We start from the raw sequence: 22,203 nt of genomic DNA, 5'->3' as shown, positions 1-22,203 counted from the left end.
AATAATATAATTATATTAGAAGAATTTGATAGAGGTGAAAAAATGAAAAGGGAAAAAAACATACTAAAACTTTCAGCATTAGGTGGATTGTTTTTTGCTGTACTTGGGATAGTATGGGGGACAATAATTAACTCAAGCATGATTATGTTTGATGGCTTATATGCATTAATAAGTTTATTATTATCTATGTTATCAATAGGTATAACTAATTATATAGAAAAAACAGACTTTGATAAATTTCCTTTTGGTAAGGGAATGTTGGAACCTATCATGGTAGCTTTTCATTCAATTGTATTAGCTGTCATGTGTAGTTTGACTTTTATTAATGGAATTAAAGAATTTATTGAAGGTGGAAATTCTGTGGATGCAGATTTAGCATTAGGATATTCATTAATATCATCAGTTGGATGTGCATTGGTATATGTTATTATGTATAGAATGCGAAAAAATGTACCATCTGATATAGTGAAGGCAGAAAATAATCAATGGTTAATGGATACTTTTTTAAGTATTGGAGTACTTTGTGGATTTATAGTTTCTATAGTTTTAGAAATGAATTCACTATCTCATCTTACTAAATACGTTGATCCTTTAATGGTTATAATTTCATCAATACTATTTATAAGAGTTCCTATAATTATGCTTCATAAAAGTTTTAAGGAAATCATTAATAGTTCTGCAGATGAGGAGATCAATGATAGAATTTATACTATAGTTAAAAATATAGAGGAAGAATATAACTTTGAAGATTCTATAACTAGAGTAAGTAAAATAGGAAGAGAATTAAGGATAGAAATTGATTTTGTATTTAATGATAATTCTACGTTAAACGAACTTGAAGAGATGGATAAGGTAAGAGAAGAAGTTTACAAAAATATGAAGAGTTTAAATTTTAAAAAGTGGTTAAATGTTAACTTTACAGGAGATAGAAAGTGGGCTTTATAGAAAGACTAGGGAAACCTAGTCTTTTTATTATGTAAAACAATTCAAAAAATAACCTATTTACTATATAATGGAAGTAAGTGGATTTTATTGTAAATTGAAGGTGAGTAATGTGGTTATAATTAAAAATCAAAGGCGAGTTGAATTTGAAAAGAAGATGAAGAGAAGAAGAATAAAAACATATATAGTTACTGGAGTTATAGTTATGTTAAGCATATATATAGCGAGAAATATTAAAGCAAGTGATTATTCGAAAAGTTATGTTGAATATTTATTATATATGAATGCGGGAGAATATGAAATTGGAGATTTTCAGTCTCATAGACAAGAATATGAAGATAGTTTAAATATCAAAGAAATTGATTATAAATTTGATGAAGATATTGAAAAAGAAAATAAACCTACTATGCTCGTGTATCATCATACAGCTGCTTCAGAATTAACTCCTCAAAGTATAAATGAAGATCATAAAGAGAAGGGCTGGGGAGGAATAGGATATAACTTTTATATTAGGAAAGATGGAAATATATATAGGGGAAGACCAGAAGAATATACAGGAGCTCATACTGTGGGTAAGAACTATGAAAGCATTGGAATATGTTTGGAAGGAAATTTCCAAGAGGAAAATCCTACAGAAGAAGAAAAGGATTCTTTAATTAAGCTATCTACAGATATGATAATAAAATATAATATTAAGGAATTAATCGGACATAAGGATGTATATCAAACCTTGTGTCCAGGTGCAAAGTTTCCAATGGAAGAGATTAAGGAAAGAATAAAAGATGAAATACTTAAAGAAAAAGAATTTAAGAATTAATAAAAAAGGGCCAAGCCCTTTTTTATTTTACAGAAAGATCACCTGAGGTAGTTTTAACAGTTACACTTTTTGAACCATCTCCATTAGATAAAGATATATTATCATTTTTATTTAAATCCACATTCTTGTTTCTACCATTAAGTGTTCCTGTAGTAGTTGAAAAAGAAACTGTATAACCAACTTCCTTTGGTATAGTTAGGTCAATATCGCTTGAAATAGAGGAAAAGTTGGAGATATTACCAAGGTTAGATAGTTTCAACTTAATTGAGCCAGAAGTTGAATTTACATCAGAATCTCCGAGTATTCCTCCAAGATAAATATTTCCGCTAAGAGTCTTAAATTTAGAATTGTTGCTTGTTATAGAAGGCGAATCAATCTTGCCGCTTTTACTTTCTAAAGAAACTGTATTTACATTTGTATTTTTTAGTATTATATCTCCACTAGTAGTATTAGCTAAAAGGTTAGTCAATTCTAATCCATTAATATTTATAGATCCACTCAAACTTTTTAGAGAAATATTGTTTTTATAAGTTTTGGATATATAAATATTTAAATGAAAATTTGAATTTCTCAAAGCAGTGTTAGTTAGGATGTTCACATCATTATCAGTAATATCAAATCTACTTAATCCTTTTGTATAATTGTTATTATCATCAAAATGCCCATCAATGTTAACTTTAATTGTTGACCCATCGTATGACTGTATTGATAAATTATGTGAAATTGATTCTATATTTATATTTTGTACAGTAGGAGAAAAATCTTTTTCTACAGTACCTGAGGAGTTGTAGTGATTATTCCAACCAAAATTCCATCTGAAATCTGAGTCCCAATCAGAGAAATAAGAAGAAAGAGAGTAACCGCTGTTGAATAATACTATTGCTGCTGAAAGGTAACTACATAAAGATATAATTGCTAATATAATTAAAGAAATTTTCACTTTAGTGGGCACAAATTTTTTCATCGGTTATCCTCCTTACTAGAAAATTTGTTTATAAGTTTTCGTATTGCTAAAATTATAAGTTTTAAAACATATATAAGTACTATTATAGAAAAAATAGTAAAAGCCAATGAACCTATAGTGACTAATATAACTACGCTCAATGGAAGATCAGCTAAAAAGGCAGGTATACTAACACCTAAGATACCTAATCCAAGTTTCCCAAGTAGTAGACCTATGCACCCTATTAATAATGAAAACGGTAGAATTATAATAGTTAAAAGGATGCCTAGACCAGCACCTGTAGCTCCTAGAATAAATGAGTTGAAGAGAATAAAAGCTAATATTACTATTGCAATTTTTAATATAGTATTAGATGAATTCGAATTGTTGGAAGTATTCTTAGTAGAGTTGGAAGAATTAGATTCATTATAAGTAGATTTTGGAATACCTTGAACATATCCGCTTCTATATTGATTAACTATCACATATGGATCGCCAAGTTCTTTAATTATTTCTTCGTCTGATTTACCATCGGCCTTGGCGTTTGAAAAATGTTCTTCATAGTCATATAAGATGTCTTGAAGTTCTTTTTCAGGAAAATCATTAAGACCTTCTTTCAGAATTTTGAAAAATTCATTTTTATTCACGATCATAACCTCCTAGTATAATGTTATTAACTGAATTTTGAAAACTTAGCCACTCTTTTTCTAGCTTATTTTTTGTTTCGTAGCCTAATTCAGTAAGTCTGTAATATTTTCTTGGAGGGCCTTCCTGGGATTCTTGTAGATAAGTAGTAAAGTACCCTTCAGTAGTAAGTCTTCTAAGTATAGGATAAATTGTTCCATCAGAAATAAGAATATTCTTAGAAATTTCGCTTACTAATTCATAGCCATAGCAGTCTTTTTTTGATAGAACTGATAAAACACACAATTCAAGAACACCTTTTTTTAGTTGTATATTCATGGTATCACCTCTTATCCTTTAGTATGAATTTATTATAATCAAAGGTATTATACAATACAAGGTAGTGAATTATATTTAATATTATATTAAGAAAAATAATAAAATATTAAGAATTTACATAATAGTAGAAGTCACTGGTGTATGTGGATATATAGTAATTATTATCCACAGATGAATGCTAGTAAAATAGGCATTATGTGACTAATGTGCATAAGTTTATAAATAATGTGGATAACTTTTTAAGTTATCCACATTATTATAAAAAAATATTGACACAATATATATAAAAGATATATTTGTCAACAACAATATAAGGAATGTTGCATAAACAATTATTATTCGTTAAAATCAATTATATTAGAACAACAGTTTCTGATAAAAAACACACACATAATTCACAAAACTGTGGATAAAAACTGTGGATAGTGTGTATAAGTGGGGTGGAAAAATGGAATATAATAAGAATATATATGATGCAATTTTTATAAATAGACCAAATAGATTTAATGCAAAAGTAATTTATAATGACGAAGAAATAACAGTTCATGTTCCTAATACCGGAAGATGTAAAGAAATCTTAATCCCTGGTTGTCAGGTGTTTTTGAGAGAAGAGAAGAATCCGACAAGAAAGACGGCTTTTGATCTTATAGGAGCATATAAAGGAGATAAGAATATAAGTATAGATTCTCAAATCCCTAATAAAGTTGTTAAAGAAGCTCTTGAAAACAAAGTTGTGGATAAGTTGAAAAAATATACAAATATATTAAGTGAAAAAACTTTTGGAGCAAGTAGGTTTGATTTTAAATTATTAAAAGATAATGGAGAAGAATATTATTTGGAAGTTAAAGGGGTAACTTTGGAGGAGAATGGCCATTGCAGGTTTCCAGATGCACCTACGGAGAGAGGTAGAAAACATCTGCTTGAATTGATTGATGTAAAGAAAAGTGGAAGAGGCGCAGGGGTTTTGTTTTTAATACAAATTGAAGATGTAAAAAGTTTTTCTCCAAATGACGATACAGATCCTGAGTTTGGGAAAGCACTACGGAAGGCTGCAGAGGAAGGTGTGGATATATTTGCTTATTCATCTAAAGTTACAAGGACTGGAATAACATTAGATAAACCTGTGAAGATACTTTTATAATAATTAATTTATTAGTATAATAAAATAAAGTGTTTGGAATTGTTAGAAATTAAGTTGAATGAGAATCTGTTGAAAGAGGGATAGTATGAAATTTAAGTTTTGCCCTATTTGTGGAAGAAAGCTTGGAGAGATGTTTTGTGGGGATGAAGGACGTATACCTTACTGTGAATATGATAATGAATTATTTTTCGATACTCCGAAACCATGTATAATGGTAGCAGTAATTAAAGATGATGAAATTCTTTTATTAAAACAAAGTTACATATATAAGGATTCTAAAGTTTTAGTATCTGGATATATAGGGATAGATGAAAAAGCTGAAGATACTGTATATAGAGAGGTTTTAGAAGAAACTTCAATAGAAATTCAAAATGTTGAATTTTTAGGTACTGATTATATAGAAGGAAAAGAATTACTTATGCTTACATATTTAGCAAGTTACAAAGCTGGAGTGCTAAGTAAATCAAAAGAAGTTGAGGAAGCGAGTTGGGTTAAAATAAGTGATGCTTTAGAGCATATGAAAGAAAATCTAATAGGACAAAGAGTTATTAAAAAAGTGTTAGATAGAAGAAAAATGTATTGATAGAAATTATTCATTTAAAATTGCTGGAAGTATTACTTTCAGTAATTTTTTATAGAAGCAAGTATTAAAAGTTAATATATTAGGAAAACGTTATGTTATTTATGGAAAATATGTTAAAATATTATAAGAGAAAAGTTCTTTCTAGAATAATTCTTCTTGAAGTAATTAATAAGTCTTAAGTTTAAATAATTTTACAGTAAGATAAAAATAAATTAATCATTTTTGTCTTTATAAAAGATAATAAAAGTGTATAATATTTCATAGTGATAAATTAAGGATAGGAGGATGAAGGATGGCGAAGGAGTCAAAATATGTGCCTGAGATAAAGGGAACACTAAGAAATCATGTTGTAGAGGTTCCATCGGTCATACGAGATTGTAGTGGAATTAAAATATTTGGAAAAAGGATTAAATCTCTACTATTTACAACTGATGTAGCCATAATAAGAAATACAAATGCAGATGCAATAATAGCCGTTTATCCATTTACTCCACAACCTTTAATTACAGAAGCACTAGTAATGGCAGCTGATGTGCCAGTATTTTGCGGAGTTGGAGGAGGTATTACTCAGGGAAAAAGAGTAATCAATTTAGCTCTTGATGCGGAATTTAAGGGTGCTATGGGGATAGTTGTTAATGCTCCTACATCAAATGAAATTGTAAGAAAGATAAGATCTACAATAGATATACCAGTTGTAGTTACTGTGGTTTCTGATCATGAAGATATAGCAGAAAGAATAGAAGCAGGGGCAACTATACTAAATATATCTGGAGGTAAAGATACTGCAAGGATAGTTAGAACTATAAGGAAGAGTTTCCCAGAGTACCCTATAATAGCTACTGGGGGCCCAACGGTAGAGAGCATAAAAGAGACCATAGAAGCAGGAGCCAATGCAATAACTTTTACACCACCACCAACAGCTGAAATCATGGGAGACCTTATGGACAAGTATAGATAAAAATTCGGTATATTAAGATATACTGAATTTTTTTTGTGTAATTTAAGAAATAAGTAATATTATACCTTTTATCAACCATTATAATTTACAATTTTTTGTGGTATGATTAATTTATGTATTTTTTGAAACGTTAGTAAAAATAAAAAGGATGTGGAAAAAGTAGTGTCTGATAATAAGGAAGAAATGATTATTAACGATATTCCAATGAAGGAAATAGATATTGACAAGAAAAAGAAAAAAAGCTTTTTTAGGGAATGGGTTATTCCGGTATTTGTAGCGATTCTTGCGGCGTTATTGATTAAAGAGTTTTTAGTTTATAAAGTAGAAGTGCCAACAGGATCTATGATTCCTACTATAAATGAAGGAGATCAATTTCTTGTTACAAGGATATATAATCTAGGCAATCTAAAAAGGGGAGAGATAGTAGTATTTGATTCAAAAGAATTAAATGATGTTTTGATAAAAAGACTTATAGGGCTTCCAGGAGATAATATTAGTATAGTTAATGGAAAAGTTTCAGTAAATGGGGAAGAGCTTGATGAAAATTACGTTGTAAATCATGATAAGTTTAATGGTGAATATCATGTGCCGGAAGGAAAATATTTCTTTTTAGGAGATAATAGACCGGATTCATTTGATTCGAGGAAGTGGAAGAATCCGTACATAGATGGAAAAGATATAAAAGCAAAAGCTCAGATAAGGGTATATCCTTTTGATAGTTTTGGAAAAATAAAATAATTTATAAAAAATTCAGCATAAAATGAATATGTTGAATTTTTTTATAAATTAAAATAAAGGAATAATAACATTGCAGTTAGCGTTGTTAATTGACAATTATTTATGTTATACTAAGTCTGTATATCTATGAGAAAAGGAGATTTAATTATGGAACAAATATACATTGTTGACAGAATAGAAGGTGATTACTTTGTAATCGAATCTCCAAATGGGGAAATAATAGATGTAAGTAAAGATAAAATTAAAGGATATGCAAAAGATGGGGATTGTTTAATTTTAAAAAACAATTATTTTTTTATAGATAAAGAGGCTACTTTAAAAAGAAAAGAAGAAATAGCAAGGAAAATGGAAGGGATGTGGCAAGATTAATGAATGAAAAAAGTGAATCGGCGATAGAGGAAGAAAATTCAATAGAAGGTGAATCAAACATAGATAATAATAATGAAAAAAAGGGAAAGATAAAAAAGAAGAAAAATTTCTTTTTTGAATGGATTGTTCCTATAATAGTAGCAGTAGCTATAGCTATACTTATAAAACAGTTTCTTATTTTTAAAGTATATATTCCTTCGGGATCAATGATACCGACATTAAATGTAGGTGATCATCTTTTTGTTACAAGAGTATATAATTTAAATAATATAAAAAGAGGCGATATAATAGTATTTGATTCAGAAGAGTTAAATGATGTTTTAATAAAAAGACTTATAGGACTGCCAGGAGATACTGTTAGCATAGTAAATGGTAAAGTATCAGTAAATGGAGAGGAATTAGATGAAAGTTATGTAAAACCTGAGAATAGTGATCAGTTTTATGGAGAATTTCATGTTCCAGATGGAAAATACTTTTTCTTAGGAGACAATAGAAGAGTTTCGTTTGACTCGAGAAAATGGGTTAATCCATATGTAGATGGAAAAGATATAAAAGCAAAAGCACAATTAAAAGTATATCCGTTTAGTGATTTTGGTAGCGTTAAATAATAAGCAAAAACTAAGGAAAGAGGTGGGTATAGCATGAATAATGAGCCTAAAAAGAATGAAAAGAAGAGTAAAAAACCCATAATAATATATTTTATAGTTACAATAGCAATATTGTTAGTTGCCAACTATTCAAGAGATGCATATATGAATAAAGAAATTTCGTATAATGAATTTTTAAACATGATTAACAATAAGGAAATTTCAGAAATAGTGATTTCAAGTGATAATTTAGTTATTACGCCCAAAGATGGGACAGAGTATGAAGGAAAAACTTTATACACAGCCAATATTAAGAATGATAAACTACTAGATGAACTTATTGAAGCGGGAGATATAAGATTTACAGGGAAAAATCCAAAAGAATCTATATTTATGAATGCATTTATGACATATATAATTCCGATAGCATTTTTATATTTCATGTGGAGATTTTTATTCTCTAAGATGATAGGAAAAATGGGCGGAGGAATGGGTAACATTGGTAAAAATAATGCTAAAGTATATGTAGAAGACCAAATAAAAGTTACCTTTAAAGATGTAGCTGGACAAGAAGAAGCAAAAGAATCACTTGAAGAGGTTATTGGATTCTTAAATGCACCAACTAAATATACAGAAATAGGTGCAAAGCTTCCTAAAGGAGTTCTTTTAGTGGGCCCTCCAGGAACAGGTAAAACACTTATAGCAAAGGCAGTGGCAGGAGAAGCAAAAGTTCCATTTTTCTCTTTATCAGGATCAAGCTTTGTAGAGATGTTTGTAGGAGTTGGAGCTTCAAGAGTTAGAGAATTGTTTAAAGATGCTGAAAAACAAGCTCCTTGTATAATATTTATAGATGAAATTGATGCTATTGGTAAGAGTAGAGACAATCAGATGCAAAGTAACGATGAGAGAGAACAAACCCTAAACCAATTATTATCAGAGATGGATGGATTTGATTCTTCAAAAGGTATAGTTATATTAGCAGCTACAAATAGACCAGAGATATTAGATAAAGCTTTACTTAGACCAGGAAGATTTGATAGAAGAGTAATTGTTGATAAACCGGATCTTATTGGAAGGGAAGCAATACTAAATGTTCATGCTAAAGATGTAACATTAGATCCTGAAGTTGATTTAAAAGAAATAGCAAAAATAACCTCAGGTGCTGCAGGAGCAGATCTTGCAAACATGATTAATGAAGGTGCCTTAAGGGCAGTAAAGCATGGTAGAAAAAAAGTGCTTCAAGAAGATTTAAGAGATGCAGTAGAAGTAATTATTGCTGGTAAGGAAAAGAAAGATAGGATATTATCACAAAAGGAAAAGAAAATCGTTGCATTCCATGAAGTGGGACACGCATTGGTTGCTGCATTACTTAAAGGTTCAGATCCAGTACATAAAATTACAATAGTTCCTAGAACTATGGGAGCGCTTGGATATACAATGCAACTTCCAGAAGAAGAAAAACATTTAAATTCAAAAAAAGAATTTATGAATGAAATTGCAATACTCTTAGGTGGTAGGTCAGCAGAAGAAATAGTATTAAATGAGGCTACAAATGGTGCTTCTAATGATATAGAAAGAGCTACTCAAATAGCTAGAAATATGGTAACTATATATGGTATGTCAGATAGATTTGATATGGTAGCATTAGAATCTGTACAAAATAGATATCTAGATGGAAGAGCAGTTAGAAATTGTAGCGATGAAACTTCAACATTAATAGATGAAGAGATACTAAAAATAGTAAAAGAAGCTCATAATAAAGCTAAAGAAATATTAAGAGAAAACAGAGAACTGTTAGATAAAATATCAGGTGTTGTATTAGAAAAAGAAACTATATTCGGAGATGAGTTTATGAATATGGTTTGTGAAAAGTATCCAGAGCTTAAAAAGCAAGATAAAAAAGAGGGATTAGATTTAGAAGATAAAACTATAGAAGTAGAGACAGAAGAAATTGATAAAAAAACAGCTATTGATGTTACTATAGAGTAATATAGAATTTACAATTAATAATAAAGAATATGAATTCCTACGAGGTTTTTTAAATAAATATTTAAAAAATTTTGTAGGAATTTTAAGCCCTAATTGCAAGTGATAGTGAGGAAGAGGTGTTTGTATGAATAAAGATTTAGAATTTTTGATGGAGGAAAATAAACTTCAAGATACCATTAATATTTTAAATAATGAAATTCTGAAGTTTATTGGAAAGAGAAAAAGTATTACTGATTATATAGTTGAGTATAGAAAGAAATATATTGAAGATTATAAGGATGATGAAGATAAAGTAATAGATTACTTCGATCATGAAAAGTACGTTAAGGAAGAAGCTTTTAGGACCATAGATAAACGACTTAAGGAGTTTACTGTACTTAAGGAATCACCTTACTTTGGTAAGATTACTTTTACTGAAGAAAATGAAGGGGCCGAGGATTTATATATTGGTAGATTTGGGTTAACGCCAGAAGAAAGCTATGAACCAGTGATTGTTGATTGGAGAGCACCTATAGCATCATTATTTTACAAAGGAACATTAGGAGAATGTAGCTATATATCACCAATAGGAGAGATAAAAACAAACCTTTTAGGCAGAAGACAACTTATTATAAAAAAAGGTGAACTAAAAGGGTTATTTGATTCAGCGGTTGATGTAAAAGATGAAATACTACAAATGGTATTAACAACAAATTCAAATGAAAAGTTAAAAGATATAGTAATGACTATTCAAGAAGAGCAAGATGAGATAATAAGAGCTCCAAAGGATAAAGTTGTTGTAGTTAATGGGGTAGCTGGATCAGGTAAAACTACAATTGCACTTCATAGAGTTTCATATCTGCTTTATAACAATAGAAAACAATTTGGAGATAAGGTATTAGTACTTGGACCAAATGATATATTTATAGATTATATAGCACAGGTATTGCCTTCATTAGGTGAAGAAGGCGGAATAAGACAAACTACATTTCAACAGTTCGCTATGGAAGAAATAGATCTTCATGAACCTGTAAAAGGATTTTCAGAATATATAGAAGAAGCAATGAGTGGAAATCAGGATGCATTAAAAGAATATAAATATAAAAGTTCTAGAAAGTTTTCTGAGACATTAGATAAACAATTAGAGGATATGAATGATAATTATTTCAATATAAAACCAGTAACTTTCTTTGGAGAAGAGATAGTTGATGTTAATGAAATAAAAGATTTATTCACAAAACATTATGGATATATGCCTTTATTTAGAAGAAGTGCGAAGATAAAGAGGGTTCTCGTATCGAAAATTAAAGATAAAAGAGATGAACTTGTAAGAGAACTTAACGCAGAAATTAAGAAAAAGATAGAAGAATTATCACCAGGAGAGCTTGAAATAGAAAAGAATAATTTAGATTTTAAAAGAAGACTTAGAATAAGAGAAATAGTTAGAGGCGTGATGAATTCAAGGGATGAACTTGATAATTGGATAAACAATGAGGATATTGTTTCATTATATAAGAGAATTACAAATACCGAATCTCTAGGATATATGGATCTTGCTGGAATATTATATTTAATGGTTAAATTAAATGGTAAGAGATGTAAAAGTGAAATAAAGCATGTAGTTATAGATGAGGCGCAAGATTATAATCTAACTCAATTTAAGTTAATTAAAGAACTTACGGATTGTAAGAGTTTTACAATAGTTGGGGATAGCAATCAAAGACTTATAACAACAGATGAAGAACCAGCGATGTTACATTTAGATAAGTTATTTGGAGAAGATGTAGTTAATTTTGAATTAAATAAGAGCTATAGATCTACTCAGCAAATAATGGAATATGCAAGCAAGTTTTTAGATGAAGATAAGGTGATTCCACTAGTTCGTGAAGGGGAAATGGTATTAGAAGAAGAAACTACATCAATTGAAGATACTGTTGAAACATTATCATCTATAATAGAAGATTTTGAGGAAGATGGGCTTGAAAGTATAGCTATTATAACTAAGGACAAAGATAAGCTAAAGGAAGTATCTAATTTAATTAAAGCAAAAACTAAAGTAGTAACCTTTGATAAGGAAGACATGATATACAAAGGAGGTTTAGTATTATTACCAGCATACTATGCAAAAGGGTTAGAGTTTGATGGAGTAATATTATTAGATGACTTTGATGATACACCAAATCTTGTGAAGTATATAATGTGTACTAGGGCTTTACACAGACTTGCAGTAATAAAAAGAGGATAAAATTATAAAAAAATAGGGATTTAAATAATAAAACTATAGGTGTTTTGTAATTAAAACATCTATAGTTTTTTGTATTTTAAGAAAGAAAATATATTTTAAATTTATGAAATTATATGCATAAAGAGAATAAAACATGCACAAATGAATAAATAATGCATAAGTACTAACTTGCAAAGGATTTTATACATTTTTTTATGCATATTAATATATTAATTATAGTAATGTTAGAGAAAAATTATATTTTTGAAAAAAAGTATTGCATAATTATAAGTTTATAAGGTATAATTATACTCAGATAAAGAAGTTAAGCCGAAGTATTAAGGGGGATTAAAATATGAAAAAAGGATTGATAAAAAAGGTTTGTGCCTCAGCTTTAGTAGGGGTGATGGTAATGTCACTTATGGCATGCGGAAAGAAAGAAGAAAAGAATAATCTTACAGCTATAAAAGACAATGGAAAGGTAGTTGTTGGATTAAGTGCAGATTATGCACCATATGAGTTCCATGCAGTAGTTGATGGTGAGGATAAAACTGTAGGATTTGATGTGGAACTTGCAAAAGAAGTAGCAAAGGATCTTGGAGTAGATTTAGAAATAAAAGAAATGGATTTTGAAGCGTTAATTGGTGCTCTTCAAGCAGGGCAAATTGATATGATTATATCAGGTATGAATCCGGATGAAGAGAGAAAGAAACAAATTGATTTCTCAGATATATATTATGAAGCTCAACATGCAGTTTTAGTGAATTCAGCTGACAAGGAAAAATACAAGAAAATTGATGATTTAAATGGAAAGAAGATTGGTGCTCAGCTAGGATCAACTCAACAAAAAATAGCTGAAGATAAAATTCAAGCAGGAAAGATTTCTTTACTAGCGAGTGTTAATGATTTAGTTCTTCAATTAAAGAGTGGTAAAGTTGATGCTATAGTAACAGAAGAACCAGTTGCAAAGATGGCAAATAAAACTAATCCAGAATTAGTTCTTTCAGATATTTCATTTAAAGATGAAAGCGGCGGAAATGCAATTGGAGTTAAAAAGGATTCTAAAGAATTAGTTGAAGCAGTAAATAAAACTATAAAAAGATTAAAGGACTCAGGAGATTTAGATAAATTTATAATAGATGCTAATGATTTAGCAGCAAAAAATCAAAGTAAATAGATAGAGAATTGATAGTAAGATATATTACTATCAGAGGAGGAGAGACGTTGTTTACATTTAGTTTTCTAGGGGATTATATGCCAAAGTTTATAGATGGTGTGAAAATTACTTTAGGTATATCCCTAATTACAGTATTTCTAGGTACATTACTTGGGGCAGTGTTATTTTTTATGAAAAGTTCAAACTTTTCCATATGGAAGATAAAACCGTTAAAGATAATAGCATCGGTTTATGTTGAAATAATAAGAGGAACACCAATGTTATTACAAATATTGATGGTTTACTCAGGATCTAAGATAGTTTTTAATATTGATGTTACTGCTTTTTCAGCAGCTATAATAGCAATAGCGTTGAATTCAGCTGCATATGTATCAGAAATTGTTAGAGCTGGAATTGAGGCAGTCGATGTTGGTCAAACGGAGGCAGCAAGAAGCTTGGGCATGTCAAGAGGTATGACAATGAGATTAATAATTATCCCTCAAGCAGTAAGAAATATTTTACCTGCAATAGGTAATGAATTTGTAGCTGTAATTAAGGAATCTTCAATGGCATCAGTTTTAGGTGTCGGAGAGCTAATGTTTTCAGCTAAGATTGTTCAAGGTGCTACATACCTTTCATTAGAACCATTAATGGTTGCAGCTGTATTTTATTTTATTCTAACATTTTCATTAGGAAGATTAATGGGATATGCCGAAAGGAGAATGAAAGCAAGTGATTCACGTTAATAATTTACACAAGAATTTTGGTAGTAATGAAGTTCTTAAAGGAATAGATGAACACATTAAAAAAGGTGAAGTTGTAGTGGTAATAGGACCATCAGGTTCTGGAAAATCAACCTTTTTGAGATGTTTGAACCTTCTAGAAACACCTACAATGGGAGAAATAGTATTCGAAGGTAATACTATTACAGATAAGAAGGTCAATATAGATAAACTTAGAGAAAAGATGGGAATGGTATTTCAGTCATTTAATCTTTTCCCACATAAAAAAGTTATAGATAACATTACGCTTGCTCCTATCAAGGTTAAGAAGATGGAGCAAGGGGCCGCAATGGCAAAAGCAAAAGACTTACTAGATATGGTTGGATTAATTGATAAAGCAGAGACTTATCCATCTTCCTTATCTGGAGGTCAAAAACAAAGAATAGCTATTGCTAGAGCATTAGCTATGGAACCAGATGTTATGTTATTTGATGAGCCTACATCAGCACTAGATCCAGAGATGGTTGGAGAAGTACTAAGTGTAATGAAGAAGCTTGCAAAAGAGGGAATGACAATGGTTGTTGTAACTCATGAAATGGGATTTGCAAAGGAAGTTGGGGATAGAATACTATTTATGGATGGAGGAAAAATTGTAGAACAAGGAACTCCAGAAGAGCTATTTAATAATCCTAAAAATCCTAGGACAATAGATTTTTTATCAAAAGTACTTTAAGATTAATAAAAATGACTATATCTATAATGAGAAGAACCAAATGAAATTGCAATTAATGCGAAAATAAATATAACAACAAATACAACTATTACAAATATTAATGGAGCCCATGTTGTTCCGCCACTTTTACGTAATCTATTGAAGATTGTATTATTATCAAATCCCATATAAGATGTTGATTTAATAGAACGTATTTTATTAGTAGCATGTTTCATATAGAGTTGATTAGCAAATAAAGAAGAAAGCACACCTACAAGTATATTTAAAATAATTCCAAACCAATTTGTAGTTCTAGATGCGATATTAAAGTTATGACCAGTAAGTGTAGCGCTTGTGCTAGCTATAAATAGTCTTATAATGAAATTAACTCCAAATATTCCAGCTGCAATTCCGTACATTTTTCTATGCCAGAACCAAAGGAAATTTGTAAAGAATGCTGGCCAATTCCAAGAAATAAAGTTTTTATTTTCTTGAGATTTTCCCCATTTATCAATATAATAATCTGAATTCTTATAGCCTATAAATTCCATCATTTCAGCAGATGAAATTCCATTTTGATCCCTAAAGTCATTATTTTCACCAAATTGAGAATTGTTAAAATTTTGTGTGTTTTGATTTGGGTGATATTGGTTGTTTTGATTAAAACCATAATTACCATTAAAGTTTTGATTAACATATTGTTGTTGAGGGTTTTGGTTATACCCCTGAGTATTTTGATTGGTTGATTCATATCCTTGATTTATAGAATTGTTATTATTAATGTGTGAAGGACATGATGGATTCACACAAACATTATTTGTATTTAGCTCTTTTCCACATTTTGGACAGAACATTAAAATTCCCCCTTGTTATATAAAATGTAGTATAAAAGCTTAAATTAAAAATAGTACAGGGATATTATACAACAAAAAAGGATAAATTTATATAAAATTAATAAAATATATTTAAGTTTTTTAAAAGTAAATTATGATTAAATAAAAAATAGACTGAATCCAAAGGTAAAATACGAATTTTACCTTCAGGAGTCAATCTGTTCTTTTATTTAAAAAACTGAATATGGTGATTTTGAATGATTATCTATACTTGAATCATTTGAATAAGGTTCATCAAAAAGTGAGCTATTTGAATCATCATTATAATAATCATCAAAAAGAGAATCGCTGTAATCTGAATCATCATCGTAATATGGATCAGTTATTTTAGGCGATTTATAATTATATGAATCTCTATAGTGATTATGATATCTATAAGAAGGAATATAGTGATTTGCTAAAGCGGAAAAAATCATAATAATTGAAACAATTATCCCTATTACAAGTCCGGCAATAGATACTTTGCCAGCATTCCTCAAACGCCTATAATACATATCCATGTCCATGTTGGAAAACTTAATTTGATTGATTTTTTTTATGCAGTTTTTTAAATAGAAATGGCTGCTAAATAAAGCACATAATGTATTCCCTATAAGCAATATAGGCGGAAAAATTGATGGGAAAAATATTATGGAAACCAGATGAATTACAAAATAAATTGCTCCAAATAGATTTAATTTTCTATAGAATAACCAAATCCAAGAGAAGAAAAAGGCTGGCCAAATCCAAGAAAAATATCTAGGTGTAGAATCGCTACTTGTCCATTTATCAATGTAAAAGGATGGATTTTTATCACCCATAAATTGAATCATCTCAGAAGCGCTTATACCATTTTTGTCAATAAAGTTAGGATCACAATTATAACCTAAATAGCTATTCCTATTATAAGATTGATAAGAGTAATTATTTGTTTTATTATTTTGTCCAGTTGAATAATTAGAATTTATATTTGAAGGACATGAACTGTTATGGCATACGTTATTAGAATTTAGTTCATGACCACAATATGTACAAAACATTTAAAAACCTCCTGTTTATATTAAGTGAAATTGGTAGTGATAAAAATATCACTACCGCTATGTTAAAATCTAAGATGACCTACGTTACTAATTGAAATAGCAGTAGCAAATACAATGAGTATCAATGCTAAAACAAAAAGTCCTATTGCTACAAATAATGGAATCCAAGTTATGCCGCCCATTGATCTTAGTCTTCTAACAAACATAGAATTATCAAATCCCATAGAAGTTGTAAATTTAGCTGATTTTATCTTATTAGTTGCATGATTTATATATAATTGGTTGGCAAGTAATCCAGAGCCAATCATTATCACTAATGATATTAAGTAGCGTAACCATTTAAAGTGACCTAATAAAAGAAGGCTGCCAATATCGACTGCAAATATAATTCCAGCTATGTTATACATCTTTCTGAACCAAAACCAATATAAAGTGAAGAGAAATGAAGGCCAATTCCAAGATACAAAATTAGAATTTTCTTGGAATCTAGTCCATTTATCCATGTAATATTCCGTATTTTTATCACCTAAGAATTCCATCATCTCAGTTGCAGATATTCCATTTGCATCTCTGAATTCATTGTTCATATTCGTTTCATTTGAGTTATTGAAATTATTAGAACCTTGATTAAAGTTTTGGTTATAGTTTTCATTATTGTTTTCATTGTAGTTATTGTTATTATTAAAAATATCATTGTTAGAGTTCAAGTTTGAATTAGAAGTATCTGAGTTTAGTTTTAAATTTTTATCATAATGATTATTAATGTTTGTGATACAATCTGGATTTGTGCAAATGTTATTAGAATCTAACTCATGACCACATTTTGGACAAAACATTAAAATTCCCCCTTTTTCAAAATTTAAGCATATACAACAATTATATAATAGAATTAGAAAAATATACAGAAGTTAAGGAAAATATATAAGAAAAAAACCCTAAGCAATCGATATATTACTTAAGGTTTTTAAACAAAAATACTGATACTATAAAGCTATTTCTTCATTTTTTTCAGATAAAAATGGAGTTGTTAGCTTTTCAAGTCTTGGCATAAAGAACTGAATTGCTGGACCAGTCAAAAATGCAGCTATTAGAGTACCAATTCCTATAACTCCTCCTAGTAGAAAACCAATTACAATCAATGTTACATCCATAGTAATACGGATTTTGCTATATGTAAGTTTTGTTTTATCTGTAATTAAAAGAGGAACTATATCATTAGCAGCTACACCTAAGTTAGTAGATTTTAGTAAAGAAAATCCAATAGCTATTACAATACAGCTTAGAGCTAAAAATAGTGATTTTATTATAATATTTGAATAAGGAATAAATTCGATTACAAAACTATCCATTGGTAGTGGATTAAAAAACGTTGTCATCATGTTGATAAAAGGACCGGCCACCATTGTAGAAAGTATTGTTCCGATATTTAAATAATGCCAATCAACGATTGCGATAATAATTATCAAAGTAGCTGTAATAAACGTACTTGCCATTCCTACTGATACGCCTAATTTCGCAGAAATTCCTTGAGTAAATACTGTAAATGGGTCTGAACCTATATTTGCCTTGATAAACATTGCAACACCAGTTTGAATTATCCAAACCCCTAGAAAAAATAGTACTAATTTCTTTGCTAGTAATTTTACATCGATTTTTTTCATTTAATACACTCCTATTTTATTTGTTATTATACAATAAAAAATAATAACATAATAAAAAGGGTTGTACAAGGGAAATTTAAATTAAGTAATCATTATCTATAGTGATAATACAGTTGTATTCTGGGTGGATTTGACGGATTGAATCGATAATTTGTTCCTTTAATTCTTCTGGAGTCATAACCTTTCTTAGTTTTTCTGAGTTAACAACTACATCAAAGATTAAGTTCTTTTTTTCACCTTCTCCGACAATTCTAAAGTCATGCATTGATTCAATTAAAGGGTTATATTCTACTATTTTTTGAACCTCATCATATGTACCATTTATTTCTTTTGTAGTTACACATATAGGATCCATATGAATAACTAAATATATTTTAAGCTTTTCTGAAATTTCTCTTTCCGCTTTATCGATTATCTCGTGAATAACCATAACATTTATATCAGAAGGTATTTCTGCGTGTATAGATGCCATACATCTTCCAGGTCCATAATTATGAATAATTAAATCGTGAACACCTGTTATATTAGGATAACTCAAGGTCATCTCCTTTATTGATGAAACTAATTCTTTATCAGGTGCTTCACCTAAAAGAGGATTTATTGTTTCTTTTATCAATGAGAACCCAGAGTAAACTATAAATAGAGCAACTAAAATACCGAAGTATCCATCCAAAGGCAAGCTAGTAAACCTAGATGCTAAAAATGAAAGAGCAACAAAAGATGAAGTAAGAACATCACCTAAGGCGTCAACTGAAGCTGCTTTTAATGCAGAGGAATTAATTTTAGTACCTATATATTTATTAAATCTTGATAACCATAACTTAAGTATTACGGAAATTATTAGCAACGTAAAAGGAACTAACTCAAAAACAATTTCACTAGGATTCATAATCTTCTCAAAAGAGGATTTAACAAATTGAATTCCAACTAGCATAACAAGGAAGGACACTATTAATGCTGAAATATATTCCATTCTCCCGTGGCCAAAAGGATGTTCAGCATCAGCTGGTTTTTCAGATAATTTAAAACCTATTATTGTAATAACAGAGGAGGCTGCATCAGATAAATTATTAAATGAATCTGCCATAACAGCGATACTTGAAGTAATTATCCCTACAGATAACTTGATTATAAATAAGATAAAATTAACAATGATTCCAATTATGCCACCAAGCATTACATGGGATCCTCTGATTTTATCATCTTGAGTATTCATATTGTCTTTTATAAAGGTATTAACTAAAAGGTTTGATAACAAAAAAACACCTCATTTCAACTAATAATCTTATTCTAATTATTTAATCTTTATTTTATAGCACAAGTACAAATTAATCAATTATTTCTAAGTCAGATTGTTAAGATATGATAAGTTTGCTAAAATAAAAATTATATAAGTTATCTTATGCAAAAAGTGCATAAGATAATCAAAAGGAGTGAAATAACATGGAAAATCAATTAGCTTTAGAGTTGCTAGATTTTATAAAGGAAAGTCCAACAGCTTATCATGGTGCACATACAGTTAAGAATTTGCTAGATAAGGAAGGGTTTAAGGAAATTAAGGAAAGTGAAAAATGGAACCTTGTAAAGGGTGGGAAATACTATGTGATGAAAAATGAATCTGCAATTATTTCATTCGAGATAGGGCAAGGTGAACTTGAAGAAGATGGCTTTAGACTAATTGGAGCTCATACAGATTCTCCTACTTTTAAAATAAAACCAGCAGCAGAAATAAAGGTTGAAAATACTTATGTGAAATTAAACACAGAAGTATATGGAGGACCAATATTAAGTACATGGTTTGATAGACCACTATCTCTTGCGGGAAGGGTTGCCTTAAAGGGAAAATCTCCTCTAAAACCTGAAATAAGACTTGTTAATATAGATAGACCATTATTAATAATTCCAAACATGGCCATACATATGAATAGAAGTGTTAATGAAGGATATGCATATAATAAGCAAAAGGATACCTTGCCTTTATTAGGGTTTGTAAATGAAAAGTTTGAAAAGGATGGATATCTTTTAACATTATTGAGTGAGGAATTAGGTGTTGAAAAGAAAAGTATACTTGATTTTGATCTGTTTTTATATGAATATGAAAAGGGATGTCTTTTTGGATTAGATAATGAATTTATTTCAGCAGGAAGACTAGATGATCTTTGGATGGTATTTACAGGGATAAAAGCACTTATAAATAGTGAAGCAAATAAGGCAACAAAGGTGATGGTTGCAGTAGATAATGAAGAAATAGGAAGCTTAACTGCTCAAGGAGCAAATTCAGCGCTACTTAAAACTTTATTGGAAAGAATAGCATTGGCACTAGGAAAGGATAAGGAAGGATTCTTTAGAGCATTATCTAATTCGGTAATGATTTCTGCTGACTTAGCTCATGCTGTTCATCCAAATCAAGTTGAAAAGCATGATCCAACAAATAAGCCAGTACTCGGTGGTGGTCCTGTTATAAAAATGGCTGCATCAGGAAGTTACTCAACAGATAGCTATGCTTCAGCAATATTCCAAGCTGTTTGTAAGGAAGGTGGAGTTTCATGCCAAAAGTTTGTTAATAGATCTGATGTTAGAGGTGGTACAACAATAGGCCCAATGTCAGCAGCTGATTTATGCATTCCTGTAGTTGATATGGGAGCACCTCTTTTAGGAATGCACTCTGCTAGAGAATTAGCAGCGGTTAAGGATAATTATCTTACAATACAGGCATTTACAAAGTTTTATAATATTTAGTTAAATTATTCTGTTTAAGCTTATGAAGTGATTTGTTTTCACTTTGTAGGCTTTTTTGCTTTTATTTAGTAGCTAAATAGAAATATTAAACTCTTTATTAAAATAATGTTGGTATTGTATACAAACCTATGTTGCCGGCAAGAATTCAAAGGAGGTGGTTTGTTTTGATACAAAATGATTATGAGTTAGAAAATTTTAAGATACACTTAAATACAATATTAAAAAAAGACTTGTTTAGAACTCGAGAAAAAGTAATGAAATCCTGTCCTAAATGTGGATGTACTAAGTATATGAAATATGGTTTCTACAACGGCATACAAAGGTATAAATGTAAAAATGAGATTTGTGGCAAGACATTTTCTTTGGGAACCAATTCTATTTGGAGTTATTCGAAAAAGTGTGCAGATAAATGGATTGAATTCATTGAATTAATGCTAGAAAGAAGAACTTTAAAATATTGTGCTGAAAAGTTAAATATAAATATAAATACAGCATTTTTTTGGAGGCATAAGGTACTACATGCATTAACTTTTAATAGCATACCTAATTCGCTGTTTGGAGATGTGCATATAACAAAATCAGGCGTGAAAGAAAATTTTAAAGGGGCTCGTAATATAACTAGAACTCAAAGGGAGGATATTATTATAGTGTCAGCCAAAGGGGAGAAAGATAGTTTATTGTCATTACCAGTTAGTAAAAAAATATGGAATGAGAAAGATTTTAATGAAAAGATATATTCCAGAATAAAAAAGGATTCCTATATAATACCTTATGCGGATAGGTATATTTTTGCAATAGCTAAAAGACATAATAATGATTCTAGAAAGTTAATAAAGAATGAAGTTGAAATCATCAAAAATTACAGATTGATTTCTAAAGCATGGTTTAGATGTTTTCGGGGAATCGCTACAAAGTATTTAATAGAATATTTATGCTGGTTTATTATAGAACATAGAGAAAAGACATTTAATAGTTTAGAGTGCTTATATGATTTTATGAATGAATGTAATTTTATAAAAATATCTAAGATTAGGGAAGTATAGTATTCAGAACAACATTTATTTAATA

General features: G+C 29.5%; 23 protein-coding genes. 15 read left to right on the top strand and 8 right to left on the bottom strand.

Annotated elements, in window-relative coordinates:
• Positions 1-42 precede the first annotated feature (42 nt).
• Positions 43-945, top strand: coding sequence for a cation diffusion facilitator family transporter (locus H9661_RS10680; protein ID WP_191768737.1), 903 nt, complete (start codon positions 43-45; stop codon positions 943-945).
• A gap of 109 nt (positions 946-1,054) precedes the next feature.
• Complete coding sequence (locus tag H9661_RS10675; RefSeq protein ID WP_243129562.1) at positions 1,055-1,759, top strand: peptidoglycan recognition protein family protein; 705 nt, start codon at positions 1,055-1,057, stop codon at positions 1,757-1,759.
• Positions 1,760-1,781: 22 nt separating this feature from the next.
• Here the strand turns inward: H9661_RS10675 and H9661_RS10670 are convergent, their stop codons facing one another.
• Genes H9661_RS10670 through H9661_RS10660 form a run of 3 tightly spaced genes read right to left on the bottom strand, consistent with a single transcriptional unit; the run spans position 1,782 to position 3,665 of the window.
• Positions 1,782-2,723, bottom strand: coding sequence for a DUF4097 family beta strand repeat-containing protein (locus H9661_RS10670; RefSeq protein ID WP_191768735.1), 942 nt, complete (start codon positions 2,721-2,723; stop codon positions 1,782-1,784).
• The gene (locus tag H9661_RS10665; protein WP_191768733.1) at positions 2,720-3,349 is read right to left on the bottom strand and encodes an HAAS signaling domain-containing protein; all 630 of its coding nucleotides are present in this window, start codon (positions 3,347-3,349) and stop codon (positions 2,720-2,722) included. The genes H9661_RS10670 and H9661_RS10665 overlap by 4 nt, the downstream gene beginning before the upstream one ends.
• A complete protein-coding gene (locus H9661_RS10660; protein ID WP_143315843.1) occupies positions 3,342-3,665 on the bottom strand; it encodes a PadR family transcriptional regulator in 324 nt (107 codons plus the stop codon). Before H9661_RS10660 ends, H9661_RS10665 begins: the two co-directional genes overlap by 8 nt.
• Before the next feature lie 448 nt (positions 3,666-4,113).
• Here H9661_RS10660 and sfsA point away from each other — a divergent pair, with 448 nt between their 5' ends.
• The 11 genes from sfsA to H9661_RS10605 all read left to right on the top strand — a co-directional run bounded on the left by sfsA (position 4,114) and on the right by H9661_RS10605 (position 14,844).
• Entirely contained in the window at positions 4,114-4,806 is a 693-nt protein-coding gene (gene sfsA, locus H9661_RS10655; protein WP_143315841.1) for a DNA/RNA nuclease SfsA, read from the top strand.
• Between the two features lie 85 nt (positions 4,807-4,891).
• Positions 4,892-5,389, top strand: coding sequence for an NAD(+) diphosphatase (locus H9661_RS10650; protein ID WP_143315839.1), 498 nt, complete (start codon positions 4,892-4,894; stop codon positions 5,387-5,389).
• A 292-nt stretch (positions 5,390-5,681) separates the two neighbouring features.
• Positions 5,682-6,347: a beta/alpha barrel domain-containing protein gene (locus H9661_RS10645; protein WP_143315837.1), complete on the top strand. Its 666-nt coding sequence runs from the start codon at positions 5,682-5,684 to the stop codon at positions 6,345-6,347.
• Between the two features lie 204 nt (positions 6,348-6,551).
• Entirely contained in the window at positions 6,552-7,085 is a 534-nt protein-coding gene (gene lepB / locus H9661_RS10640) for a signal peptidase I (protein WP_143316000.1), read from the top strand.
• Between the two features lie 147 nt (positions 7,086-7,232).
• Positions 7,233-7,454, top strand: coding sequence for a DUF3006 domain-containing protein (locus H9661_RS10635; RefSeq protein WP_143315835.1), 222 nt, complete (start codon positions 7,233-7,235; stop codon positions 7,452-7,454).
• Positions 7,454-8,062 carry a signal peptidase I gene (gene lepB, locus H9661_RS10630; protein ID WP_191768731.1) on the top strand — a complete coding sequence of 203 codons (609 nt, stop codon included), beginning with the start codon at positions 7,454-7,456 and terminating at the stop codon, positions 8,060-8,062. Before H9661_RS10635 ends, lepB (H9661_RS10630) begins: the two co-directional genes overlap by 1 nt.
• Positions 8,063-8,095: 33 nt before the next feature.
• On the top strand, positions 8,096-10,030 hold the full coding sequence (gene ftsH, locus H9661_RS10625; protein ID WP_191768729.1) for an ATP-dependent zinc metalloprotease FtsH: 1,935 nt from the start codon (positions 8,096-8,098) through the stop codon (positions 10,028-10,030).
• A gap of 124 nt (positions 10,031-10,154) precedes the next feature.
• Positions 10,155-12,254 carry a HelD family protein gene (locus H9661_RS10620; RefSeq protein WP_143315831.1) on the top strand — a complete coding sequence of 700 codons (2,100 nt, stop codon included), beginning with the start codon at positions 10,155-10,157 and terminating at the stop codon, positions 12,252-12,254.
• Positions 12,255-12,588: 334 nt separating this feature from the next.
• Positions 12,589-13,410 carry a transporter substrate-binding domain-containing protein gene (locus H9661_RS10615; protein ID WP_143315829.1) on the top strand — a complete coding sequence of 274 codons (822 nt, stop codon included), beginning with the start codon at positions 12,589-12,591 and terminating at the stop codon, positions 13,408-13,410.
• Between the two features lie 77 nt (positions 13,411-13,487).
• Positions 13,488-14,135, top strand: a complete 648-nt coding sequence (locus tag H9661_RS10610) for an amino acid ABC transporter permease (RefSeq protein WP_143315998.1) — start codon at positions 13,488-13,490, stop codon at positions 14,133-14,135.
• Complete coding sequence (locus H9661_RS10605) at positions 14,122-14,844, top strand: amino acid ABC transporter ATP-binding protein (protein ID WP_143315827.1); 723 nt, start codon at positions 14,122-14,124, stop codon at positions 14,842-14,844. The genes H9661_RS10610 and H9661_RS10605 overlap by 14 nt, the downstream gene beginning before the upstream one ends.
• Before the next feature lie 2 nt (positions 14,845-14,846).
• Here H9661_RS10605 and H9661_RS10600 read toward each other — a convergent pair whose 3' ends face one another.
• From H9661_RS10600 to H9661_RS10580, 5 genes are all read right to left on the bottom strand, one after another.
• Positions 14,847-15,677: a DUF2628 domain-containing protein gene (locus H9661_RS10600; protein WP_143315825.1), complete on the bottom strand. Its 831-nt coding sequence runs from the start codon at positions 15,675-15,677 to the stop codon at positions 14,847-14,849.
• 209 nt (positions 15,678-15,886) lie between these two features.
• Positions 15,887-16,735: a DUF2628 domain-containing protein gene (locus H9661_RS10595; protein WP_191768727.1), complete on the bottom strand. Its 849-nt coding sequence runs from the start codon at positions 16,733-16,735 to the stop codon at positions 15,887-15,889.
• Positions 16,736-16,797: 62 nt separating this feature from the next.
• Positions 16,798-17,571, bottom strand: a complete 774-nt coding sequence (locus H9661_RS10590) for a DUF2628 domain-containing protein (protein ID WP_143315821.1) — start codon at positions 17,569-17,571, stop codon at positions 16,798-16,800.
• Positions 17,572-17,718: 147 nt separating this feature from the next.
• Positions 17,719-18,396, bottom strand: a complete 678-nt coding sequence (locus H9661_RS10585; protein WP_143315819.1) for a YczE/YyaS/YitT family protein — start codon at positions 18,394-18,396, stop codon at positions 17,719-17,721.
• Between the two features lie 76 nt (positions 18,397-18,472).
• Positions 18,473-19,654: a cation diffusion facilitator family transporter gene (locus H9661_RS10580; protein WP_191768725.1), complete on the bottom strand. Its 1,182-nt coding sequence runs from the start codon at positions 19,652-19,654 to the stop codon at positions 18,473-18,475.
• A gap of 185 nt (positions 19,655-19,839) precedes the next feature.
• Here H9661_RS10580 and H9661_RS10575 point away from each other — a divergent pair, with 185 nt between their 5' ends.
• Both H9661_RS10575 and H9661_RS10570 read left to right on the top strand, forming a co-directional pair.
• Complete coding sequence (locus H9661_RS10575) at positions 19,840-21,135, top strand: M18 family aminopeptidase (RefSeq protein WP_143315815.1); 1,296 nt, start codon at positions 19,840-19,842, stop codon at positions 21,133-21,135.
• Between the two features lie 164 nt (positions 21,136-21,299).
• Positions 21,300-22,178: an IS1/IS1595 family N-terminal zinc-binding domain-containing protein gene (locus H9661_RS10570; RefSeq protein WP_191768723.1), complete on the top strand. Its 879-nt coding sequence runs from the start codon at positions 21,300-21,302 to the stop codon at positions 22,176-22,178.
• Positions 22,179-22,203: the final 25 nt, after the last annotated feature.

The organism is Clostridium cibarium (assembly GCF_014836335.1).
Classification (GTDB): domain Bacteria; phylum Bacillota; class Clostridia; order Clostridiales; family Clostridiaceae; genus Clostridium; species Clostridium cibarium.
The sequence above is the reverse complement of the archived record's forward strand: the minus strand, read 5'-3'. Positions and strand labels throughout refer to the sequence as shown.

Excerpts from the sequence above, each read along its gene's own strand:
- H9661_RS10680 (WP_191768737.1), top strand. The coding sequence starts at position 43 with ATGAAAAGGGAAAAAAACATACTAAAACTTTCAGCATTAGGTGGATTG.
- H9661_RS10670 (WP_191768735.1), bottom strand. The coding sequence starts at position 2,723 with ATGAAAAAATTTGTGCCCACTAAAGTGAAAATTTCTTTAATTATATTA.
- H9661_RS10660 (WP_143315843.1), bottom strand. The coding sequence starts at position 3,665 with ATGAATATACAACTAAAAAAAGGTGTTCTTGAATTGTGTGTTTTATCA.
- sfsA (WP_143315841.1), top strand. The coding sequence starts at position 4,114 with ATGGAATATAATAAGAATATATATGATGCAATTTTTATAAATAGACCA.
- H9661_RS10650 (WP_143315839.1), top strand. The coding sequence starts at position 4,892 with ATGAAATTTAAGTTTTGCCCTATTTGTGGAAGAAAGCTTGGAGAGATG.
- H9661_RS10645 (WP_143315837.1), top strand. The coding sequence starts at position 5,682 with ATGGCGAAGGAGTCAAAATATGTGCCTGAGATAAAGGGAACACTAAGA.
- lepB (WP_143316000.1), top strand. The coding sequence starts at position 6,552 with ATGAAGGAAATAGATATTGACAAGAAAAAGAAAAAAAGCTTTTTTAGG.
- H9661_RS10635 (WP_143315835.1), top strand. The coding sequence starts at position 7,233 with ATGGAACAAATATACATTGTTGACAGAATAGAAGGTGATTACTTTGTA.
- lepB (WP_191768731.1), top strand. The coding sequence starts at position 7,454 with ATGAATGAAAAAAGTGAATCGGCGATAGAGGAAGAAAATTCAATAGAA.
- ftsH (WP_191768729.1), top strand. The coding sequence starts at position 8,096 with ATGAATAATGAGCCTAAAAAGAATGAAAAGAAGAGTAAAAAACCCATA.
- H9661_RS10620 (WP_143315831.1), top strand. The coding sequence starts at position 10,155 with ATGAATAAAGATTTAGAATTTTTGATGGAGGAAAATAAACTTCAAGAT.
- H9661_RS10615 (WP_143315829.1), top strand. The coding sequence starts at position 12,589 with ATGAAAAAAGGATTGATAAAAAAGGTTTGTGCCTCAGCTTTAGTAGGG.
- H9661_RS10610 (WP_143315998.1), top strand. The coding sequence starts at position 13,488 with ATGCCAAAGTTTATAGATGGTGTGAAAATTACTTTAGGTATATCCCTA.
- H9661_RS10600 (WP_143315825.1), bottom strand. The coding sequence starts at position 15,677 with ATGTTCTGTCCAAAATGTGGAAAAGAGCTAAATACAAATAATGTTTGT.
- H9661_RS10595 (WP_191768727.1), bottom strand. The coding sequence starts at position 16,735 with ATGTTTTGTACATATTGTGGTCATGAACTAAATTCTAATAACGTATGC.
- H9661_RS10590 (WP_143315821.1), bottom strand. The coding sequence starts at position 17,571 with ATGTTTTGTCCAAAATGTGGTCATGAGTTAGATTCTAATAACATTTGC.
- H9661_RS10585 (WP_143315819.1), bottom strand. The coding sequence starts at position 18,396 with ATGAAAAAAATCGATGTAAAATTACTAGCAAAGAAATTAGTACTATTT.
- H9661_RS10575 (WP_143315815.1), top strand. The coding sequence starts at position 19,840 with ATGGAAAATCAATTAGCTTTAGAGTTGCTAGATTTTATAAAGGAAAGT.